This is a genomic window from Acinetobacter sp. YH12142, from assembly GCF_013418435.1.
In the GTDB taxonomy this organism is placed as follows: Bacteria; Pseudomonadota; Gammaproteobacteria; order Pseudomonadales; family Moraxellaceae; genus Acinetobacter; species Acinetobacter amyesii.
Window position 1 is genome coordinate 128,228 of the sequence record NZ_VPCB01000008.1, and the last position, 20,148, is coordinate 148,375.

General features: G+C 39.3%; 24 protein-coding genes and 1 pseudogene. 2 read left to right on the forward strand and 23 right to left on the reverse strand.

Annotated features, from left to right (window positions below; all coding sequences use genetic code 11):
* Nucleotides 1–30 precede the first annotated feature (30 nt).
* Nucleotides 31–1,201, reverse strand: a pseudogene (locus FTU77_RS08585) (low temperature requirement protein A).
* 299 nt (nucleotides 1,202–1,500) lie between these two features.
* On the opposite strand from FTU77_RS08585, the gene FTU77_RS08590 reads away from it, so the two are divergent.
* Complete coding sequence (locus FTU77_RS08590; RefSeq protein WP_168378559.1) at nucleotides 1,501–1,950, forward strand: hypothetical protein; 450 nt, start codon at nucleotides 1,501–1,503, stop codon at nucleotides 1,948–1,950.
* Between the two features lie 28 nt (nucleotides 1,951–1,978).
* Here FTU77_RS08590 and FTU77_RS08595 read toward each other — a convergent pair whose 3' ends face one another.
* A complete protein-coding gene (locus FTU77_RS08595; RefSeq protein WP_180055601.1) occupies nucleotides 1,979–2,650 on the reverse strand; it encodes an HAD-IA family hydrolase in 672 nt (223 codons plus the stop codon).
* Between the two features lie 98 nt (nucleotides 2,651–2,748).
* On the opposite strand from FTU77_RS08595, the gene FTU77_RS08600 reads away from it, so the two are divergent.
* Nucleotides 2,749–3,516: a hydroxymethylpyrimidine/phosphomethylpyrimidine kinase gene (locus FTU77_RS08600; protein ID WP_180055544.1), complete on the forward strand. Its 768-nt coding sequence runs from the start codon at nucleotides 2,749–2,751 to the stop codon at nucleotides 3,514–3,516.
* 79 nt (nucleotides 3,517–3,595) lie between these two features.
* Here FTU77_RS08600 and FTU77_RS08605 read toward each other — a convergent pair whose 3' ends face one another.
* The 21 genes from FTU77_RS08605 to FTU77_RS08705 all read right to left on the reverse strand — a co-directional run bounded on the left by FTU77_RS08605 (nucleotide 3,596) and on the right by FTU77_RS08705 (nucleotide 20,108).
* The gene (locus FTU77_RS08605) at nucleotides 3,596–4,648 is read right to left on the reverse strand and encodes a DUF1176 domain-containing protein (RefSeq protein WP_180055545.1); all 1,053 of its coding nucleotides are present in this window, start codon (nucleotides 4,646–4,648) and stop codon (nucleotides 3,596–3,598) included.
* Nucleotides 4,649–4,737: 89 nt separating this feature from the next.
* A complete protein-coding gene (locus FTU77_RS08610) occupies nucleotides 4,738–7,173 on the reverse strand; it encodes an AI-2E family transporter (RefSeq protein WP_257223605.1) in 2,436 nt (811 codons plus the stop codon).
* Between the two features lie 137 nt (nucleotides 7,174–7,310).
* Complete coding sequence (locus FTU77_RS08615) at nucleotides 7,311–7,757, reverse strand: nuclear transport factor 2 family protein (protein WP_218946117.1); 447 nt, start codon at nucleotides 7,755–7,757, stop codon at nucleotides 7,311–7,313.
* Nucleotides 7,758–7,782: 25 nt separating this feature from the next.
* On the reverse strand, nucleotides 7,783–8,466 hold the full coding sequence (locus FTU77_RS08620; protein ID WP_180055546.1) for a DUF2939 domain-containing protein: 684 nt from the start codon (nucleotides 8,464–8,466) through the stop codon (nucleotides 7,783–7,785).
* Between the two features lie 188 nt (nucleotides 8,467–8,654).
* Complete coding sequence (locus tag FTU77_RS08625) at nucleotides 8,655–8,990, reverse strand: YegP family protein (RefSeq protein WP_168378556.1); 336 nt, start codon at nucleotides 8,988–8,990, stop codon at nucleotides 8,655–8,657.
* Nucleotides 8,991–9,263: 273 nt separating this feature from the next.
* A complete protein-coding gene (locus FTU77_RS08630; RefSeq protein WP_180055547.1) occupies nucleotides 9,264–9,626 on the reverse strand; it encodes a 5-carboxymethyl-2-hydroxymuconate Delta-isomerase in 363 nt (120 codons plus the stop codon).
* A 162-nt stretch (nucleotides 9,627–9,788) separates the two neighbouring features.
* The gene (locus FTU77_RS08635; RefSeq protein ID WP_180055548.1) at nucleotides 9,789–10,130 is read right to left on the reverse strand and encodes a zinc ribbon domain-containing protein YjdM; all 342 of its coding nucleotides are present in this window, start codon (nucleotides 10,128–10,130) and stop codon (nucleotides 9,789–9,791) included.
* Between the two features lie 156 nt (nucleotides 10,131–10,286).
* The gene (locus tag FTU77_RS08640; protein ID WP_180055549.1) at nucleotides 10,287–10,655 is read right to left on the reverse strand and encodes a DUF488 domain-containing protein; all 369 of its coding nucleotides are present in this window, start codon (nucleotides 10,653–10,655) and stop codon (nucleotides 10,287–10,289) included.
* A gap of 44 nt (nucleotides 10,656–10,699) precedes the next feature.
* A complete protein-coding gene (locus tag FTU77_RS08645; protein WP_180055550.1) occupies nucleotides 10,700–11,146 on the reverse strand; it encodes an SRPBCC family protein in 447 nt (148 codons plus the stop codon).
* A 329-nt stretch (nucleotides 11,147–11,475) separates the two neighbouring features.
* Nucleotides 11,476–11,862: a ribonuclease E inhibitor RraB gene (locus FTU77_RS08650; RefSeq protein ID WP_111884820.1), complete on the reverse strand. Its 387-nt coding sequence runs from the start codon at nucleotides 11,860–11,862 to the stop codon at nucleotides 11,476–11,478.
* Between the two features lie 133 nt (nucleotides 11,863–11,995).
* Entirely contained in the window at nucleotides 11,996–12,931 is a 936-nt protein-coding gene (locus FTU77_RS08655) for a hypothetical protein (RefSeq protein WP_180055551.1), read from the reverse strand.
* A gap of 497 nt (nucleotides 12,932–13,428) precedes the next feature.
* Complete coding sequence (locus FTU77_RS08660) at nucleotides 13,429–14,094, reverse strand: pseudouridine synthase (protein ID WP_180055552.1); 666 nt, start codon at nucleotides 14,092–14,094, stop codon at nucleotides 13,429–13,431.
* Nucleotides 14,095–14,179: 85 nt separating this feature from the next.
* A complete protein-coding gene (locus FTU77_RS08665; protein WP_180055553.1) occupies nucleotides 14,180–14,638 on the reverse strand; it encodes a GIY-YIG nuclease family protein in 459 nt (152 codons plus the stop codon).
* Between the two features lie 1,808 nt (nucleotides 14,639–16,446).
* Nucleotides 16,447–16,704: a hypothetical protein gene (locus FTU77_RS08670; RefSeq protein WP_180055554.1), complete on the reverse strand. Its 258-nt coding sequence runs from the start codon at nucleotides 16,702–16,704 to the stop codon at nucleotides 16,447–16,449.
* A 105-nt stretch (nucleotides 16,705–16,809) separates the two neighbouring features.
* Nucleotides 16,810–17,019 (reverse strand): hypothetical protein, encoded by a 210-nt coding sequence (locus FTU77_RS08675; protein ID WP_180021366.1) that lies wholly within the window; start codon nucleotides 17,017–17,019, stop codon nucleotides 16,810–16,812.
* 218 nt (nucleotides 17,020–17,237) lie between these two features.
* Complete coding sequence (locus FTU77_RS16160) at nucleotides 17,238–17,396, reverse strand: DUF2569 family protein (RefSeq protein WP_168378547.1); 159 nt, start codon at nucleotides 17,394–17,396, stop codon at nucleotides 17,238–17,240.
* Between the two features lie 107 nt (nucleotides 17,397–17,503).
* Nucleotides 17,504–18,079, reverse strand: coding sequence for a DUF4126 domain-containing protein (locus tag FTU77_RS08685; RefSeq protein WP_168378546.1), 576 nt, complete (start codon nucleotides 18,077–18,079; stop codon nucleotides 17,504–17,506).
* Nucleotides 18,080–18,206: 127 nt separating this feature from the next.
* Nucleotides 18,207–18,443 carry a hypothetical protein gene (locus FTU77_RS08690; protein WP_306669900.1) on the reverse strand — a complete coding sequence of 79 codons (237 nt, stop codon included), beginning with the start codon at nucleotides 18,441–18,443 and terminating at the stop codon, nucleotides 18,207–18,209.
* A gap of 39 nt (nucleotides 18,444–18,482) precedes the next feature.
* The gene (locus FTU77_RS08695; RefSeq protein WP_180055555.1) at nucleotides 18,483–18,902 is read right to left on the reverse strand and encodes a type II toxin-antitoxin system VapC family toxin; all 420 of its coding nucleotides are present in this window, start codon (nucleotides 18,900–18,902) and stop codon (nucleotides 18,483–18,485) included.
* The gene (locus tag FTU77_RS08700) at nucleotides 18,902–19,132 is read right to left on the reverse strand and encodes an antitoxin (protein ID WP_078191134.1); all 231 of its coding nucleotides are present in this window, start codon (nucleotides 19,130–19,132) and stop codon (nucleotides 18,902–18,904) included. The genes FTU77_RS08695 and FTU77_RS08700 overlap by 1 nt, the downstream gene beginning before the upstream one ends.
* A gap of 67 nt (nucleotides 19,133–19,199) precedes the next feature.
* Nucleotides 19,200–20,108 (reverse strand): hypothetical protein, encoded by a 909-nt coding sequence (locus tag FTU77_RS08705; RefSeq protein WP_180055556.1) that lies wholly within the window; start codon nucleotides 20,106–20,108, stop codon nucleotides 19,200–19,202.
* Between the last annotated feature and the right edge of the window lie 40 nt (nucleotides 20,109–20,148).

The following is a 20,148-nucleotide window of genomic DNA, read 5'->3' on the forward strand; positions in this document are numbered from 1 at the left end:
CGAATTATTGATGAATATCATATCATTAACTTATCTTGCCAAATAGCATTTTGTAAACATCAATCTCAATGCATATACCACTGCCATCGCAAATATTGCATAACCTGCGGGAGTGATAAACAACGGAATACACAAAACAATCACCACGGTTAAAGGATATAAAAGTTTTCTAAAGCCGCTTTGATGATGCAACTCATGGAGTAAATATAAACTTGTTGTATAAATCACGAGGCTGATCGCTACAAAGTAGCTTTCTTTTTCAGAACTAATCAGTGCCTCATGCGAAACTACATCGACTGCGGCAGCTAAACCTGCACCAATCGCCGCGATACTAATAAAGACAAAGAAATGTCCATAACCCCAAGTAAATGCCATTTTTCGGCTATTTAGACGCTCTGCAATACTGGTATCAAAATAAGACCACCACATGGTGAACATCATCATCAGGCCGCCCACCATCAGAAAAATCAGTTCAGTACTTAAACGCTGATTTGTTAATGCATCAGTCATCGCAATCGAGCATCCGACAATAGATTCGCCTAAAACGATAATGGTAAGCAGTGAATATCGCTCTGCAATATGATGCGCATGCCAAGGTGTACGGCTTGCAGCTTCTGCAAAAACTGGGATAGACAGTTCAGCAATTGCGAGCAAAATGAAAAGATAAACTGTGAAATGCAGCGGTGAAAAATGAAAGAACAGCCACCCCACTTGCACCAGTATGATGCCAAAAGCATAGCGTAATGCTGTTTTCCGACGGGACAGATCATGCTTTGCAACGCGAAACCACTGCTGTAACTAAGCCCAGACGCATAAAGGCATAACCAATCACAATTACGTCAAAATCCTGCTTTTGTAAAGCGTTTGGAATACCTGCAGCAATGACCAAAGAGCCAATAATCTGAACAAAAGTTAAGATTCGATAGAGCGCATCATCATTATCATACGCCGAAGCAAACCAACTAAAGTTCATCCACGCCCACCACAAGGCAAAAAACACCATGCCATACAGCGTTAAACCCTGAGCTAAATGATTTTCAACAATGGCATGATGCAGTTGCTGCCCTGCTGTTGCGATCGCCACGACAAAGATCAAGTCAAAAAGCAATTCTAAAGAGGTCGCGACACGATGATGCTCATGTGGATCACGTGGGTGCAAAGGTTTGAGCCACTGACTAGGGAATAAAAATGATTTGGACATAGCATTCAGCTTTATTGTTTTCTGTCTGAATTTTTTCAAAAGCCTGAAACAGTTACAAGATCGATTACATAAATCAGATGAGAAACAGTTTTCTAGAAAAAGGATAATGGCTTTAAAAACCTACTTAAGCGTTTGATATTTCAATCATGGAAGTAAAAATTCAAAGTGACAAAACTGCGAAAGACGTTTTAAGATAAAAACTCGATAGATCGATGTGTTTTTTATATCTCAGCTATATTTTTCTCTAAATTTTAATGACATACTGCTATCCACTAAAATAATAATGAAACCTAAAAATAATGTTAGAAGAAAAATTAGCGTCTTTTCCTGACGCAGTTTGGGTACAGATTCATTATGATCAAATGCAAGTTTTAACGCGTGATCATCAAATTGTAGCTGAACAAAACTGCCCTCTGGCTTTTATAGAACGTGGAAGTTTTGTCCGAAACTATCATGTTGCAGAACAGTGCTTCAACCAACTCATACAACAGATCCACTTCAAGTGGTATGAGTTTGGACAGCCGGTTATTTTTATTCAGTTAAAAGAACGCTTAAGTGAAGAAGTCAGCGCACTCGAGCTACAAGCCATTCAAGAAATGGCTCTAAGCGCAAATGCACATTTTGTATTTGTCTACGATAAACATGGCATCGCACTCGAAGCAGAAACCATCAAAAATGATGAGTCACCTTTGCTCAAATGGTTTTTCTGTGGGCTGATTTTTCTGATTTTGCTGATTATCTTTAAATAATCAGCATCATTCTCTTGATTAGGTGCAACTACGACACTTTCTGCTGCTGCAATTGCTCAATACTCGAAATCAAATCGTTAAAACGATCAATCACCAGTGCCGGTGCAGCCGTTTGAATTTCTTCTGCACTACCATAACCATAGCTCACAGCAATACTCTGCACTGCATTACGGCGTGCGCCTAAAATATCGTACTCACGGTCTCCCACCATCACACATTCTTTTGCATCCAACTGTTCTTGCTGCAAAATGTATTCAATTAAATCGCCTTTGTTGGTGCGCTCACCGTTCAGTTCACTGCCATAGATCACAGTAAAATATTGTGCCAAATCAAAATGTTCTAAAATTTGGCGGGCATAGACCGTCGGCTTTGCTGTAGCGACGTACAAGTGAAAGCCTTGCTGTTGTAAAGTTGCTAGAGTTTCGGCAACCGCAGGATACACTTTATTTTCAAATAAACCGGTAACGGCAAAGCGCTCGCGATAGCCAAGTAAAGCCTGATCTGCAAGTACATTATGCACATCGACATTGAGGATTTCGGCCAAAGAGGCTTTCAAAGGTGGTCCAATGATCCAATCGATATTGGTCTCATCCGAAATGGGATGTCCAATTTTCGCCAGTCCATAGCGTGCTGAAGTGGTAATGCCAACTTTTGGATCTGTTAATGTTCCATCGAGATCGATCAATATATTCTTAATCACAGCTTTTACCTTATCCATTCACTTCTGCAAAAATACTATCGAGTGTTCGCTCAAAGTTGCCTATACTATCGCAAATTTTGTGTAATAAGGACATCATTGTGCGCCCTACTGTACTGTGCTTTTCAGGTCTTGACCCTTCAGGTGGTGCAGGACTGCAAGCGGACATTGAAGCCATTGGTCAAAGTGGCGCACATGCTGCCATTGCGTGTACAGCATTAACCGTTCAAAACTCACAACAAGTGTATTCATTTGAAGCAACCTCACGTGAGTTATTGCTGGCTCAAGCATATGCTGTCGTCGGTGACCTCCCTATTCGCTGTGTAAAATCAGGAATGTTAGGAACGACTGAAAATATCGCGGCTCTCGCTGAGTTTTTACGTGAACATCCCGAATATCATTATGTTCTCGACCCCGTTTTAGTTGCCAATAGTGGTGGTTCTTTGGGCGATCAAGCAACTTTGGTCAAAGCCTTTGCAGAACTGATTCCACTTGCCACGGTGCTTACACCCAATACCGTAGAATTACGTGCGCTCACAGGTGAAGAGGATATTTCTAAAGCAACTGCGCAACTTTTTGCGATGGGTGCTCAAGCGGTATTAGTAAAAGGTGGGCATGAAAATACGCCTGACTATATCCAAAACTCGTTATATGTTCAGGGTGAATTAGTCTCTGAAACCCGTTGTCCACGACTGGATGGGGAATATCATGGTTCGGGCTGTTCATTGGCGAGTTTTATTGCAGGGCGTTTAGCCTTAGGTGATGAGCTCAAAACGGCTGTTCATCATGCCGAAACATGGCTATTTGGTGTGTTGAAAATCGCTGAATCACCAGTTGTCGGAGGACAGAAAATTCCAAAACGTTTTTAAAGTTCTTGGTTATTTATTTAAACCCGATAGAATAAAACGCTGCATCATTTAAAGCCCTGAATATCAGGGCTTTTTCAAATTAAGAGTCGAGTTGAACGCGATATACTAAGGTTGGAATTTCCCATGCACCACCAGCAAATCCTTTGCACTGTGTGGTTTTTGCCATATAGGTTTGGATAAAACGCTGACCATTCCAAGACCACTCCCCCGTACTATGACAGTCACCAATGCCTCGCCCACGTTGATTGAAAAAAATTTGCCCTTCGCTAAAACCACTTCCAGAAAAGGTCACGGGTTGTTTGATTTGCTTTAAGTTACGATCCATCAGCCAATAGCCATTACCACTGTTATATGCCCCACGCCAACATGGCACTTCGACCAAGGCATTTTTTCCATTGATTGGAAACACCACGACTCGATCATCCTCTAAGAAATTTGCATCAAAGAGTTGAGGACAATCTTCCACTGTCGTTTTTTTCTTTATCAATCCAAATAATTGTTTGGCTGTGGGAGCATTGACGGCATACCGCGTTTGTAAACCCTTACTATAATTTTGAATATACACTTTCGGAATACTTTTAGGTTTGAGTACATTGGCCGAACTGCTATTGGCTTTACGCAATAATGCCGAATTTGTCCCTATGCGCTTTTGAAAATCATCCATACGGAGTAAAACTGCACTAGCGCCCTGCACAGACAATAACCATGTTTTGTTGTTGCCTTTCCACACAATCGGTTGATTGGCTTGTAAGGCTTGAATCAGTTTTTGAGTTTGAGCTGCACTTAACTGACCTTCCGCAGTTTTGGCATCAAGCTGCACAGTTCCCTGATTTTTACCTAAAGTGTAAAGTTGAAGTGGTTTATTTGCCGCACTTAACGTTTCAGGATCGAGTTTCACTCGTGCGCTGACTTGCGCTTGAGCGCCCGCAGCACGTTGTAATAATACAGAAATAGCGGGCTGATTGCCCTCCGCCTGATAACCTGCAACGCGACAAGTCCCCGTATTATCACAAGCGATTTCCCAATCCTTATGTGAAAAATAATTTCCTTGAATTTGAGCAAAACTCACACTACAACCCAATGCAGCAACGTAGCCCAATAAAAGTTGCCAGATGACATTATTTTTGTTCATGTCTTTGGCTCGAATAATTATATTAGAGCCATCTTAGAATGCTTTTCACTGAAACTCCAGTTTAAATGGATCTGCTACATGATTTAAATTTATAGAGATGAATCATTCAGTTGCTGTATCTCTTCACATTTTTTTCGTTTCGCATTTTCATCACTGAGCGTATTCATCAAATCTGCCGCTAGGCCTTTTAAAAGACTCATATCATCATCGGTCATTTGATTCGGCTGCCGATCTAAAACACAGAAACTTCCCAGGGCCACCCCATTACGGTCTCTAAGTGCAACGCCTGCATAAAAGCGAATGCGGTTATGCATCAATTCAGGTAAATGCGCAAAGCGTGGGTCACGTTGTAGGTCTTCAATAATCAAGCGTTCATTTTGATACACCAAATGGCTGCAGATCGAGTCTTGCTTGGACTGGCGCACCTGCATCGGTTGCTCGGTAGCCTGAGCCAAAGGGCTACCTGGGGTATAGACCCAGTCTTGCTTGACCCAAGAGATTTGTGCATATTTCACATCGAAGGCTTGTCGGGCTTCTTCAATATATTGTTCATAAATCGGTAAATTCCGATCATCCAAAACATTCAGTTCTTCTAATGCTTTTAAGCGCTGTGCTTCAACGCTAGGATCAGGCTCATCCAACCAAGATTCACCCTGCTTCAATTGAAAAGCTTCAATGGTTAATAACAAGTCATTCATATTATTGACCACTGCATCGACGGTGAAATTTTCTTTGATCGCATCTAATTGGGATATCTCATCACAGCTCCACAGTGCAAAAATCAGTTTTTTATCTGGAAACTGTGCCTTAAAAACATGGCTTAAAAGGCGAATTTGAGCTTCTGGTGCCGTATGGAAAATCGAAATACATACGATCTGAATATCCTCTTGGATATCATCTATACTTTGATGCTGATTTTGTATCAATACGTCGCTAAAAGCCTGAGCCGGAATACTGCTTAAGCTTAGGCTATGCGCCAACATAGCCGATACTTGAACATCAATTTCCCAACGTGCCCCGATACATAACACCGCTGCTTTCTGATCCTGCTGTGCAACTGGATATGCCCGTTGAAAACTATGATTAAACAGTTTTAATCCCTGATGTAAACGTAGTCGATGTTCAGCACTGGCCTCGGTGTTGTGGCCTCTCGAAAAAATCCGTATGGCTGGAATCGCGACTTTGGCATAAAACGCATTAACCCGCCGTGCCTTGATTTCATCCGTCGCATCCTTCGGTAACTTTTCAGCAATAAAAGTCTGTGCAACATCCATGGCATCTTGCACATCATCAGCGACTAATCTTTGATAGAAGCGCTCATGCGGTGCCAATGCAGGCGTACTACCGATCAGGGTTTTAATAAAACCTAAGGATGGTACATAGCTCGAAAGCACCAATAAACATGCGGTTAAAGGCGTCGATAAAATTAAACCAATCGGCCCCCACACAGCCGTCCAAAACATGGCGGCAATAATAATGGCTAAGGTTGAAAGTCCGGTACTTTCCCCATATAACCAAGGCTCAAAAATATTATTACTGACCAATTCCAAGAGCAAAATTAAACCCACTGTCCATAGCACCATATTCCATGTGGGATCTACCGCAAAAGCCAATGCAATGGGGAAAATCGCAGAAATCATTGGGCCGACATAGGGAACAAAGCGCATCACTATCGCCACCATTCCCCACATAATTGCTGCCGGCACCCCAATAAACCAAAGTCCCAAGGCCATCGGAATACCATAGGTCACATTAACCATCAGCTGCATACGTAAATATTTACCGATACGATTGGCCGCTTCATCTAGTGCATCTGTACCGATATTTAAATTGCCGCCCAGCAGCTTGAGGAAACGGTCATGCAAATCTTTCCGATTGACCAAAATCAGAATCACAAACAAAAATACAATACCTGCGGTTGCCAAGGGATTGAGCACCCGCTCGCTCCAAGCCATGACCGCTTCAGCCGTGGTTTGTTGTTGCCCCACTACTTTAACTTGCTGAACTTTAGGATTTTTCTCTTCTGGCACCACATCATCTATCGAGTTTTCAACGGTATCTATGGTGGTTTTTGCGCCATCCCAAACACTCGGGCCGCGTGCAAATTGACGAATAGAATCCATTTTCTTTTGAATCGTGCCCTGATATTGCGGTAATTCTTGGCTTAATTGCCCCAGTTGATAACCCAAATAAGAGGCCGCGCCGGATAAAATCGCCAAAGCCAAACCGACCACAATAAATATAGATGGCATCTGCGGAAGTCCCCAACCACGGAGTTTCATCACCAAAGGATCAACTAAAAAAGCCAATAAAATTGCGAGTGCCAATGGAATAAAAATATCTTTGCCAAGATATAAGGCTGCAATCAGCAAACTGCCGATGATGAATCCTGCCGTGATTCGAATCACTTTATGTAAATCTGCAGGGGGCATTTGCTTCGATGCGTTCAGATCTTGCAAGCCTTGCTTTTGACCTGATGGTGATGATTCAAAATCTTGCGCTAATTTATTATTTTTATGATCCATTTTCTTATCCTGAACGATGGTCATTATTTTTTAATTTAGGCTGAAGTTTTAGGGCTGCATACGCATTTCATGTAATGATTTGCAAAGAAAAAAACAGAGCTTCATAGCTCTGTTTTCATACTGCTTTTTGAGAAGAATTAAAAGGTAATCACTTTACTTTGATGAGTCACAATATCCACTGGAACAGAAATATGTTGATGAACGATCTTCCATTGAGACTGCGTTTTTTTCATCCCAATGGTGTTACGACACCACGAGATCCCCGGTGTCGGTATCCCGCTCTGATCATCAATTTTAGAATAACAATGCAGAAAGGCAATATCAGGATCTGCATGGATGACCAGTTCCCGCCTAAATACCTTTAAGCCTTCACGAAAATACTCCCGATAAAATTCCCACATTTTTTGATATGCCATTAAGCCACGCATTTCACAACTGGCATCAAAAAAGTACACATCTGCTGCGCAGGATTCAGCAATATTCTCAATTTTCAATTGGCAGATAACCTCATCCCAATTGGCTAAAAATTGCAGAATTTCGTCAGCGGCCTGTTGGTCACCGACTATTTTGATTTTATCTTGCATCTCTGGCGCCTATTTCTTTTATTTTTTATGAAGTATTATTCTGTGAGGCGTTTGGAAGTTGAATTTCAACGATCTTCCAGCTCCAACCTCGGCGTTGCATAATAAATACGGTATATTTTTCTTCGCTTAGGCCTTGGAGCGGCACATACAGATCAAATCGATTCCAAGCGCTATAGCTTGCTTTGGGTTCAAGTGGCTGGCTTTGCTTTAAAGCTGCAGCGGTTGTAGTTGCATCCTTTTTGGATGATGTTGATGTATGAGGTTGTTCTGCGACCTTATTTTCAGCATGAGTGAATAGTTCAATCCCTGAGCTAATCATGCTCGGATTGGTTAGTTGGGTTATTTCTGGTAATTGGATCGACTCTTTTAATGCTTTGCCTTGTAAAAGCAGCATGATACTGTTTGGATTGCCCAGACTGTCGACCAGCGTTGCACTGAGGACTGTGCTGAGCTGCCCACCCCAAGACTGGGCAAATTCGGGTAAATGCTGTAGCCCAGTTTTCTGTTGTATGAGGTCTTCAACTTGTGGTTTTAGACTCGATTTGACTGCCGCAAAATCGATATATTGAGCAATTTTTTCAGGTTGATTGTGCTCATAGGCTTGACGTATTTGATACAACACCCAATACGGAGACGCAATCATCCAACCCATGACGATGATCAAAATCGTAATGAGCCTATAATACAAAATATGATTCTGCTTATTCATCGTTCACCACTCTAGCCAGTGAAGTTGTGGTACTTCCTTGTACCGTCAAATAAGCCTGATCTAGATTGAAGAGCATCCAACCCAACAGCGCTTATTTGAGAACCATATTGCTTTTGATCTTGTGATTTTGACGAGCCTTCAGGTTTTGTTTATCCCGCGTTGACTGTCTCGATCAGGTTGTTTCAAATTTAAGCAGTTAGATCTTTAATTTGGGTACTTGCACCATTGGTTTTAACTGATTCAATGCCTTTATCGCGTGATTGCTCACTGGCATAAAATTGGCTGGTCCCAATAATTTGATGGTTTGCCGCTTTCAAATTAAAATATGGTTTGCCATTTTTGGCCGTCAGTCGTTCAAAACGACTGTCATCTGAACTGTTCTTTTGTACAGACTCAATCCCGTTTTGGGCTGATGCTTTCGCTTTATATAATTCACTCGTTAAAATGATTTCACCGTTCCCTGCTTTTAATACAAAACGAAACTGCTGATCATTAGAATGACTGATCTCGTACCATCCCGACATATGTTACCCCTTCATTTTCATTGTTTTATCTATTATTCGATCAGGATTTGTTGTTGGAAATTCAACCTGATCTACAGAATATAAATGAACTCGGTCACATTTTTCAATGTCTTTTTTGATCAGTGTAAAGGCTTAAAATTTAATCACTAAGAAAATGATTTTTAATAAATAATTACAATAAAAAAGAATCCGACCGAAGTCGGATTTCATCATTCTTTCATCATGCTGTATTTGTGAATAGCGGTACATTGCTCAACGCATTGAATAAAGGCCTTAAGGACTCACGATCTGCTTCGAATAGGTTGCTTTATTCATTTCTAAAATTTCTACACAAAGTTGCACTTCTATTGCTGAAGCTGTGACATGTTGTTTCAACACGTCCAATAACAACAATGAAATTTGCTTTTGAACTTCAACCGTTCGACCCGTCAATAATGAAACTTTGGCATGCATATACGCATGTTGAGCGTGTTCATCAAAACCCACAACAAAATCTTGTTGAGCGACAGCACGGCTCTTAATATCATTGATGGCACTGACATGACCCGATTCAAATAAGGCAGCGTTCAGCGCTTTAAGTAAAGGACGAGGCTCAAGCTCAAGGTTATTGGAATATTCCAAATGAATATGCGGCATAGTAAAGACATTTCAAACCTGTAATGCTTCTATTATGCAGGCTGAAAAGTAAAATCTATAGCGGATTAGATATCAATTTCATGTTTTAGTAGACATCCCAAGCCAAGTGTTGACTTCGCTTAGGGTGCTTGAAGGTTGCTTTAGACCGAACAAAAACGAAACTTAAACTTTTTTCACGTACTCAGATTTGAGTTTCATAGCCCCGATACCATCAATTTTACAGTCAATGTCATGACTATCTGTTGCATCGACTAAAAGGCGAATATTTTTAACTTTGGTACCAACTTTCACCACTGACGATGAGCCTTTAATTTTAAGATCTTTCACCACAGTAACCGTGTCGCCATCGGCCAATACATTGCCATTGGCATCTTTAATCACCACCTGCTCATCTGTAGCGCCTTCGCCTTCACGCCATTCATGTGAACATTCAGGACAAATCAGTAAATCGCCATCATTATAGGTATATTCAGAATTACATTGGGGACAATTGGGTAAAGACATAAAAGACCTCAAAAAAAGATGGATGCAAAAATCCATAAAATCTTAATATAACATTTTTATGTATTTCATAAACTTAAAAACCATAAATATCTTATGGTTTAGTGAAGTTATGACGATGTAAATAACACAACGCCACAGCACTTAGCGGTTTAAATTTTAGATCTCTAATGAGGTGTTTAATATCAACGCTTTTAAAATATGCGCATGATTTTTATCCATATGTTTGGCCGCTGTGAGTAAGGTCAGTGGCTCCTCTTTTTCCCATGCGCGCAGTTGTTCTAACTCGGCTTGATTGGGTTGTATTTCTTGCAAATAGCGCTGTTTAAATTCGTCCCAACGAGAAGCCATTGCCTCGTCTTGATGATACCAACGACGTAAATCTGTCGATGGCGTCAATGCCTTCGGCCACAAATCTAGCTCTGCGCTCACTTTACTGATACCACGCGGCCACAAGCGATCGACTAATATGCGTTTACCGTCGTCTGGGCTTATCTCATCATAAATACGTTTAATGTGTACAGTCATTAAGCCCTCCTTCGCCTATTTATAGTTTTCGATCATTCTTCAAATTATTCATCGGGGATCGTAGGATTCACTAAAAAAGCCAGCAACTGTAAAGATTCCTGCCAACCCAAATAACAGGCATCAGGTGGAATAACGCTCGGCAACCCTGCCTGTACAATCGTCACTTCGGTTCCTACTGATACCGCTTTAAACTCAACAGTGACCTCGATTTCACCAGCTAACTCTGGCATATCAAATTGGTCTGTATAACGCAGTATATGATTCGGCACGACTTCATGATAATCGCCATGAAAAGCGTGTGTGGTTCCCGTTGAAAAATTTTGAAATGACATGCGGTACGAGCCACCTACACGCACATCCGAATGTTCCACATGGGCCGTAAATCCATGCGGTGCCATCCATTTCACCAAAGCATCTGGCTCCACAAAGGCACGATAAACGCGCTCTACAGGCGCACTAAAAACACGATGTAATCGAACAGTATTGCTCATGATGATGTCCTTTTGTCATTGTTTTCACTGAATCATCCACATGCATTCACCCTCGCTTTATCGTCAATTTTTATCACACTGAAACGTTCTAAATGAAACAGCTTTGAGACATGCGAGAAAGGTCATTGCTGTTCAATACTATAGTGAATCCTACAGATTGATCCCATCACTTTAACGCAATGCCTTGTTATGTTTTGTGAGCTGCATTCATATTAACTTGAATTTAAATTTTTTAAAAATAAATACTTAACCCAATATTCCTACAATTTAAAAAATAAAAACCCAGTTGAATCACTGGGTTCTTGTCACTTTCGATGTAATACTGAGACTTAGCTCAATTGTGCTTCATCTTCATCCAGATCATCATCTTCATAGATATAAGCCATACAACCCCAACCGTCATATTCGCCTGAATGTTGTTCTGCAATTTTAATAAACCACTGCTCTAAATCGACAATATCTTCATAATCAGGCTCCATATAAACATAGACCGTGATAATCCATTCCACGCGATCTGATTCTTCATCTTGGAACAACGAAATTTTTTGCTCTTCTTTCAATAAATACAATGCACACTGTTCAGCCTGCGCTTCGTTCGAAAAGGCAATTGAATATTCGATTTCGTGCGGCACAGATAAATCATCACCATCTTGCTGCATCTGCCACAGCACATTGCCATTATCATCATCTGGAAATTGTTTAAAATCACGAGTCATTGTACTTTCCCTTATCGTTTATGAATTTTATTCTGTTGACTTAGATTAACGGATAATTGTTGCAATTTGCATTAGCTAAATCTCTTTAATCAGAAATAGACCGCCGAAGTGATCTTTCTGATAACAATTCAAATTAAACCACAACATCCATGTGGGCCTGAGTTTCTTTAAGATGTAAAACCAAAGCTGCCATTTTCAATTCTTCTAAGCGTAATTGTAGATAACTGTCGAGTACCCGTGCCTGACTAAAATGTACACCATGCGCATTGAGCAAGGTGAAATCATCCGCCAAAGCCTGCAATAGCTCACCTAAGTTTTTGGTATTTAATTGGGCTAAATACAAATCAGCACGACTATTAAACACCAATGTAAATAATTGCATCGCAGCCAAACGACGTTCTTCATCAACATAATTACATTTTGCAGTCGATTGCTGCTCCATTGCATCAATCATTTTGCAACGTACCGCAGTCAAATTTTGGTTTGCCGCAGATTCATTCATGCCATCCATCAGCTGATCTAAAATACTCTGTAAAGGTAAAAAGAATGCTGACTGATAGCCCCGTATTTTGTTGTCCAAAGCACGGTTGATGTTTTCCAAATGCTGCTGATCCAGCGCTTGGCTATACAAACCCTTTAACTCGGCACGGGCTTGTTCCTGTATTTGTGATTTAGCTCTTTCTTGATATTTGCTCAAATACTGGCGCACTTGTTCGATCTGTGCGCGAATATCATTCAACATGATATCGGCATTGGCTTTGGTGACTTCCACCAAACCATCAGCCTGTAAAGTTCGATACTCAACATATTGTTCAATATCCACAATATGTTGATATTTCGCTACTTTATCGACTTGGATTTTTAAGCCACTGTTTTGAATGCGTAATTGACTGATTTCATAATTCAGTTCATCTTGTTGCGACTCTGTTTCAGCTAGTTTTAACCGCGCACGATCGAAGTTTTCCTGCAGTGAACGTAGGGTTTTATCATTTTTCAATTTGCGGTTATAAACAAAAAGGAGAGCCACAATTAATAGGATGATAAGGACGATTAAAGCAATATTGATCATTTGCCAATCCTCAAAATAAGCTTCAATAATTTAAGTTTATTCCCCAAAACAAACCTAATTTATAAAAATTAAAATCAATAATTTATTTCATATTAGCAGAATAAATGCAAAAAACTGTATTTATCTGACCAAATACACACTTGCACACAATTTAACTAAAATGCTGTTTTAAATCATTTTAATAAAATATTTTTATATTAAAAAAGTAATCATTCAATATTCATTAGAAAATATAATAAAACCTTAAAAATGGCGTTTATTTACTAAAAGCTACAAAGAAATTTAATATCAATCTTTCTAAATTTTTCACATACTTTATAGAGATATTTAAATTATTTATATATCCCCAGAATTGGGGATATAGTGTATATCATGAATCATTTTTAAGCAGAAAAACCTATTTAAAGCTGTAGATATTCTGCGCTTTTTACGAGTCCCAAAGGTTTTAATTCAATGCAGCAGTTTTTATGAACAATGAGCATTCACATGAATATGCTTTAAAATTCTGCCGCACAATGAATATGAACAGCTTGTTGAGTTAAAGGCTGGGTAAATGCCAGATCGCAAGCATGTAACGCCATCCGTCCGAGTGAGCTCTGTTTTGCATTCGGGTGATACAGTTGATCCCCTATAATTGGGTGCCCAATATGCATCATGTGTACACGTAGCTGATGAGAACGCCCAGTCACTGGTGTTAATAATACTCGGCTAATATCCTTGCTTGCGTCATAGCTGATGGCTTGATACAAGGTTTTTGAAGGTTTGCCCAATTCAAAATGCACCATCTGTCGTGGGCGATTTTCCCAGTCCGTAATGAGGGGCACTTCAACACTACCCTCACCTTCGAGTTTGCCTTGAACCAAAGCCACATATTGCTTTTGAACCGTCCTCGCTTGGAACATTTTACTCACCGCCACTTCTGCATCGCGGTGTTTCGCAAACATCAAAATGCCTGATGTTGCCATGTCTAAACGATGGGTAATTTTTGCAGCAGGATACTGCTCCAAAACACGAAGATAGGCACTGTCATGATGCTCAGGCAAACGTCCCGGAACCGACAACAATTCCGCTGGTTTTTCGATGACAACCAAGTCTGCATCTTCATACAAAATACGTAGAGGACCTTGAGGCGGCGCATAGACAAAGTTGGGATCTAAAGGCATGGACAGACTGTGTACTGGGAGAATGTCGGCAAAATAACAACTGACTAATTCGCTGTCAATCGACTTTGGCCGATCAGGTCTAACCCTAACGATTATTGGTCCCCAATTTACCAAAGGCTGGCGCTAATGAATGAGATAAATCATCCTCCAGTAACTGTAAGATGCTTGCACTCGTGGTCGATGGATACTGATGTAGTGTGATGCGATATTCGCCCTGAAACCACTGCGATAAATGCAATGCATAGGTTTGTTTAGGCCCGAAACCTAGATGTTGTTTTAAACGGCTCTTTATACCTGTTCGTGATGATCCAACATACAGAATGTGATTGGGTTGATTTAACTTGGCACAGGCATGGGTTTTCAATGCCTTAAATGCGGCATAGTCTTGATATGTCTGCTGTATATCGCCACCGACTAGCTCTATAACATAAATATAAAGTGTATGTTGAGCAAGATCATCAAAGCTTGAAAACTCAAATATACGCTCAGCTTTAGTCTGCTGTGCCTGCAGACAATCCTGTATCAATTGATCCAGATAACCCATAACAAAATTATTTAAAATTTAGACAGTTAAGCATAACAACTTTGTGAAAAAGGACAATCTGAAGCTTAGATTAAGTTTGAGTTGTTCTGCGTGATATTTATTACATCAGCAATGATCAAAGTTTGTTGGGAATATATGCGAAGTTTGGAATTTTGAAAAAGATAGATGGATTTATTATTCGATTGAATTCTTAAAAATTTTTAGGGTGTAAGAGAAAACAGTGTTGTTTACTTCAACTATCATCACTTTGTAAGTCATGATCTTATAGCCTATAAACTTCTGGTTTATAGCGTCCTAAGCTGAATCGAGACCTTTTGGGTGAGTACTGTACACGTGTTTTGCACCACTGACAGCATGCTACTCTTTTCAATCTCTGTAACACCCTTGAGATATATAGTAATGATTTCGATGAGGGATTGTTTCCCTGAAAATTACTGTTTTTATCTTATTTTAAAAATATTTTTCATATTTGAAGATATATTGAAAATATTTCCCTTAACAAGGGTTTTTTAACATTTATTCCATCTTATAAATGAATTTTTACGAAAATTTACGCTACAACCTAGCGTTCAAACACAGAGTTCATTTGAATTTCAAACAAGACGGTTAGCCAATGAGAACATATATTGAAATGAATGTTTCAACTGGATTCAGAGTCAACAATCTATGCCACAGCGAGATTTGAAAAATCGTGATCTGTTCGAAAAAAGTAGTAAGAAGCACAGAAGCTATTCAATATGATGAAAATGAAGTTCGTTGAGAGTTAAGGCTTGGATTAGGACAATTTGCAAGAGAGATGCCTGACGATCTTTGAGCTTGTGCTGATTTAACTGGTGTGGTTTGTTTTGTGCGGATTAAAGAAGTAATGATTTATTATTGTTTTTTATTTTGGCTTAAATTTTTGGGGTGGTATAAGAGAAAACAATGTTGTTTACTTCAACTATCATCACTTTGTAAGTCATGATCTTATAGCCTATAAACTTCTGGTTTATAGCGTCCTAAGCTGAATCGAGACCTTTTGGGTGAGTACTGTACGCGTGTTTTGCACCACTGACAGCATGCTACTCTTTTCAATCTCTATCACACCCTTGAGATATACTTTAACCAAAGGGCATCGGGATTAATTTCCTAAGTTTTTCTAATTTTCTGCAAATTCAGCAAATTTTTTCAGCCATTTTAGGTTTGGCAGGATATTTTATCTTTTCAGCTCATTTCAGCGTTTTTTATCTGCAGATATGGTCAATTTTAAGAAAATTTTCTTTCACAACAGACCAAACGTGCAAACACAGGGTCAAAATTAAAATATATCGCCGCTGAACATTCCCCCTCCGCTTCAATTATCTACATTGATTATGACTCACAAAACACCGCTCAGTGAGTAACTAATGATCTAGATCTATCTTTGTTCTACTTATTGAACTGATGTTACGCAGTAACATCAGAAGCGCAATTTGCTTCAAATAAATGAACGATACGCGGTAACGTCATTCGCAAGTGTTTTAGACAGGGCTACTTTTAATCAAAAATGTTTTTGCGATACTGTGAATAATTTGACGGTAATGAGCGAGTTTTGTCGGTGAGGTGCATTGCACCGCAAGATGGTTTCCTTGCGAAGCTTTGCTTCTCATTTTGCCGAATGAGAAACAACGTTTCGTAAGAGTACCTCCAGCCGAAGGCTAATCCTTTTATTCAATCCCTAGATATAAGACACCGTCGAATAGAATTAAAAATCATTTTAAAAATGCAAAACTACTTTTAAGTGTGTAACATCTGTTATTTAATGGATGATCTATTCAACGCATTATTGGTCAATGAACTAAATAGCTTTGTATCCACTGTGCGCTAAACCACCAACCACTACATGCCGCCATACCACAGAGTAAATTGGCCAAAATTTTATTCATTCGGCTGAGGTCTGATGCATATATTTTGAGATTGATCTGATATGCAATCACGGCATATACCAGTCCAATCGCACCACCAATGATGATCAAGATCAAAGGCCATGCTGAATAGGCATGTGCCTGTGCTGGATATTTTGTAGAGCGGATGGTTTCTGTAGTCATGCTGTATATCCTATTCATAACGCGATTACCTGTTTTAGTTAGCAATTTCTGCGCCATTTTTCTTGGATATACAGCTTTATTTCAAGGTTAATGCATGTTGAATTTCTAGCTTTGACTACAGCATTTATCGCAACCGACAACTTTTTCTGTTGGCCAACTCATACGTGCACGCTTATAAGCGAGTTCGAAATTGGCAAAATAACCAATCAATATTTGCTGCTCAAACTGCGGCATGTCTACACATCCTTGCGTACCATTGTGAATTAAATGCGAGCCATTCGTTAAGGCATTTTCATCGACTATAAATTTAATCATCTACCATTCCCCTCATTATTTTTTATAAAATTCAAAGATTAAATAAATCCATATGAAAAGTATGTGATTTATAATCACATACTAAAATTATGCCTTTATTGTTTAAAAATCAACCATATTTTAAAGATTTTTTTAGCCGTCTCTTGGATGCATTAAACGCAGAATGAAGTGCTCTTTTAGGACGGATAGGTGAAATTGCTCGATAGTATTTTTTGCGCTTAAGCCGAGTGCTTTGAATGTTGAGTAAAGGTATTTTTCACTCGAACTGACATCAACAAATACGGCGTCCAAATCAGACAACCCATAGTACTCGTCGCTAACTGTATGATGGTCTGTGTATCAGTAGCGCTTCTTATAATTTTTATAATCTTTATCAAACTTTGCTAATACTCAGTTTCGGATTTTTATTTCTATATTTATTAAACAAAACGCAGATCACTCACTCTAAAAGATGGATTCATTTTAGAGTGAAATATTGATTGGTTTATAAAGGGGTATCGACCTGTACAGTTCGTTTTTGGCGTATGCGGCGAACCAACCAGATCACGATTGCAATCACTAAGATCACCACGAAAAATGGGACTAAAAAGGCCAATACTGACAAGACTGCAGCACCAATCCATTCCCCTGTAGATAAGATTGGATTTGCAACGCCACCTGTGGTTGCGGTAGATACGCCACGCGCTGCGACGGTACTCATTTGCACTGCTGTTGCTGTACCACCACCCACGATAATTGCTGCCGCCCAACTGGCAAACTGTGACATTTCACCTGAGCTTACTGCCATTGTGGCAATCGTCCCTGCGATCATTGCTGCGGGTGTTGAAATGGTGTCGAGCGCATTATCTACCCAAGGAATATAGTACGCGGCAATTTCACAAACCGTCGCAATTCCTAAGCCAATACAAACCGCAGGCATAGACAACCATTCGAATCCTTTCATTGGTTCGAATAGTCCTAAAATGGAAGCAACACTCATCACCAATAAAGGTACAAAGACACGGAAGCCACAAGCAGCACTTAAGCCAATACCAATACACAGTCCTAATATTGTTTCCATGGGCTTCTCCGAACAGTTAAATGTGCAATTTGTTTTTATATATGCAGTGTTATACGTTAGCAAAAAGCCCTATCGAGTGATAGGGCTTTTCTTTCTAAACAGCGGATAACTGTTAGTGTTTTGCAGCTTAGGCATTCTTATTGTTAAATTGATTGCCTTGGCATTTGGTACACGGTGGTAAACGATCAGTACCAATTTCTAAGTAGACGCGGTGTCCGCATTGAACACAAAAATAGAAGCCTGTTCCGGGTTTTTGACCAGCAGTAACCATTTTTGTTCTCCATATGTTTTTAGAAATGGTAGATTCAGTATAACCCTCTTGTGATGAATGTCTATTGGTCATTTCGACAATTGATAATGGCATTTAGGCAAAGCATAATTTCGAATGGAAATTTTGGTGGGTTTACAGCGATTTGCTGAGCCAGTTTTCTACTTGCAGTTCGTCTACACGCAGAAATTCTTTTTCATTGTTTGTGACCATGACCCAATTATTTGATCGTGCATGAGCAGCTAGCCATAAATCGTTATTGCCAATTATTTGCCCCTGAAGCGCTAACTGTTTTCGAATTTGAGCATAGTGTACGGCGGTGTGTTCATCTAACTCTATAACAGGAATGATTGAAGTTAATTCATCAATCACTTTGAAAGCTTTGTCTTTCCATTGGCTTTTTTCCGCACCAAAGCGAAGTTCACCTAAAGTAATCACTGAAATAAAAATATTGCCGTCAGGTAAATGTCTTTCAAAATACTGACGTACAATTTCGGGTTGATGCTTGGTGATATAGATACAAATATTTGTATCCAATAAATATTGTGTTGGCATCAGAACTCTTCTCGTTCTTGCGGTGGTTCATCCACTCTTGTTTCTGCATAAAAGTCGTCTGGCATTTGTGCCAAAACCTTAAATAACTGATCTGCTGTGACCGGTTTTTCACGCAATATGACTTCGTCACCACGGCGGAAGATTTCAACTTCCTTGCCTTCAAAGCGAAATTCTTTAGGTAACCGAATAGCTTGACTGCGACCTGTCATAAAAACTTTTGCTGTAGTCATAAAGCGACTCCATAAGTTTTGATATATACCTTATGATGGGTATTTTTTGAATAATTTTCAATCAATACTATATATTTAATAATGAACTTAAATATGGCAAAACAGGCAAAATTAATCCACTAACAACAGTTGCATGATCAGACATAAAACTTATTAATTCCTTATATTTTTCACTATATTTTACAGTTCCAACATTCCGTCCTAGCTCTTCTACTTTATTCTCTAGCTCTTGTAAAACAGAGTTTTCATCACTATTTTCTTCCTGAATCTTAGTAATTATCTCCAAGAATTCTTTTGGAATTTCATTATTTGTAGATTGTTGAATACCGCTGTTGCTATTCCCTGAAGCTAAATTCCCAACATTTCCTGAAATATTTATATTAAAAATCTGACTCACCTTATCTTGTGGGATAGGATTCGTATTCAATTTTGCTTCTCCAGCTTCAGGATTAATAACTTCTATTTCTAATACGAAATTTAATATTTTTGTTTTTACAATATCAATAATCCCCTCTAATTTTGTAGAAGGTATAACTTTCCAAGCCTGTACACACACCATATTCTTATAAATTTTATTGCTAAACATAGCCACAAAATTTGCGTCCCACGGTTGTTGTAACAGTTTACCCTTTTTAGCATTTATTACTAGTGACTCAAATTCAGCAATTGGAGCAGTTAATGAAACCGTTGTTAAATTCTTTCGAAATTCTTTAGGAAAGCAATTTGATGGAATGTCAGCATTTCTTAGCCCAGATCCAAATGCACCTGAAAAATGACCTTTTGAATTAACATCGTTATAAATTCGATAAGAAGGAATACCATCCAACGATTCATATCCATTAAGCTCTGAATCACCCCATGTTTTAAAATCTTCATTTCCCAATCGATAAGCTAAAACTTTACATCTTCTTAATAAATCAGAAACTTTAATATTAGAGTTTACTGCATCGTTCTGAATTTCTCTTAAAAGAGACATTTTTCATTTTCCAAAAAATAAAGCCATATCTGACATATGG